The following is a 1,587-nucleotide window of genomic DNA, read 5'->3' on the forward strand; positions in this document are numbered from 1 at the left end:
TCTTTCCATCCCGAACAGAGAAGTTAAGCCTACCAGCGCAGATGGTACTGCCTTTGGTGGGAGAGTATGTCATCGCCTTTCTTTGAATCCTGATTCTTTTTTTGAATCAGGATTTTTTTTGCTCTAAACTTTCCTTTGGGGAAAGTTCATAGTGTTGTACACTATGCTGGTTTATGTCGTCCTTTTGGGACTTTTTTTGTTTTATTTACTTTTTATTGATCATTTCATTTTACATCATTTTATATGTAATATTTATTTTTTATAAATAAACATTATCACGATTGATTTTGTAATGCACTCCTGAGTGTAACTCTAAAATTATGTAATTCGACAGTAATTTTCATGACTTTTCTCTTTTTTCAAAGTATTTTATTCGAATTTTCTCTTTGATTATTTTTAGTCTTTTTGCATTAGTAAAAGAATGCTCAATTCTTACTCTCATACTTATAATGATTATATTTATATGTTTTTGAAATAGTATCAAAGGCTTTAATTTTGTGCTTTGATAAGTTACGGTAATATTTTCGAAATCTTTTTTCAATTCCTTGAAAACCTAATTCGAAAGTATATGTATTTTATCTATATTGATAGAAAGATCATCCCAAATTTTTTATCATGAACTGTTCCAAAATAAGCTGAACTTAAAAAATGAATATATCCTTTTTTGTTTTCAATTGCTAAATACTTCATCGTATGAATTTTCTTTTTGCCACTATATTCTTCTTTTTGATTAGTTAAGTTTGTTTTGAACTTGATTTTCAACAACATCAACTAACAGATAATCCTCCGAATCCTCCAGATGGTTATATATTTCTCCAAACTGAAGAAGTACTTTTAATTATTTCAAAGAATTTAGAACAGGATCTGTTAATAAGTGAAAACCTACTTATTTTAGATTGGAATAACTCAAATAAATCTTCTAGAAGTACTTGTAGCGGATTATGCTTAAGATACATTAAATAGAATTTTAACTTTAAATAGCTTCCTTTTAAACTTACGTTTTTTCGTTCTTTATACGAAAGGGGATTTACGTAATTTTTCTTTCAAGGTATAATGTATTATTTTTTTAGTTACATATTTTTCAAATACAGGTAATAATATTTCTATTTCTTTTGTATTTAGACTTAATAATGAATTAAATTTATTCAAGACTTTGGGGGTAGGATTATTTTTTGGTAGAAACAAAACTATAACCTTTTGAAGTCTTTTTTATATCATACAATTTTAATCGTGATAATGTCTAATATTTAAAAGAACAAAAAGTCCTAACGGGACGACACCTCCCAACATAGTACATCGTCCTATTAAAATAATCCAAAACAAAACGGTGGTTGAGCGTAGTCGAAACCCAAAAACTCCCCTCCTTTAAAAGGAGGTGCAGGGGGTGGTTAAATTTTTATCCACCCAACCCACTGAAAACCAAACCTTCTCCAAAAACAATCAAAAATAAATGCAAAAACTTTGCAAAAAGGCTTGCAGGAACGAATAATTCACGTACATTTGCATCCGCTAAAACAAACAAAGGTAACGGCGTTTGTAGCAGCAAAAAGTTCTAAAACAAGGTTGAAAAAATAATTTTTAAAAAAG

At 28.8% G+C, this 1,587-nt stretch carries 2 protein-coding genes and 1 rRNA gene; 1 reads left to right on the top strand and 2 read right to left on the bottom strand.

All coding sequences use genetic code 11. From position 1 onward, the window contains the following. Positions 1 to 81 (top strand): 5S ribosomal RNA (gene rrf, locus I0K12_RS21905); the annotation flags it as partial. 498 nt (positions 82 to 579) lie between these two features. Here the strand turns inward: rrf and I0K12_RS22250 are convergent. Next, positions 580 to 768, bottom strand: coding sequence for a transposase family protein (locus tag I0K12_RS22250; RefSeq protein ID WP_196890317.1), 189 nt, complete (start codon positions 766 to 768; stop codon positions 580 to 582). A 628-nt stretch (positions 769 to 1,396) separates the two neighbouring features. Further along, positions 1,397 to 1,522: a hypothetical protein gene (locus I0K12_RS22150; RefSeq protein ID WP_255552943.1), complete on the bottom strand. Its 126-nt coding sequence runs from the start codon at positions 1,520 to 1,522 to the stop codon at positions 1,397 to 1,399. Positions 1,523 to 1,587: the final 65 nt, after the last annotated feature.

Source organism: Aureivirga sp. CE67 (genome assembly GCF_015767245.1).
In the GTDB taxonomy this organism is placed as follows: domain Bacteria; phylum Bacteroidota; class Bacteroidia; order Flavobacteriales; family Flavobacteriaceae; genus Aureivirga.

What these genes read in the sequence shown, in the direction of transcription:
- I0K12_RS22250 (WP_196890317.1), bottom strand. Translation starts at nt 768, where the DNA reads ATGTTGTTGAAAATCAAGTTCAAAACAAACTTAACTAATCAAAAAGAA.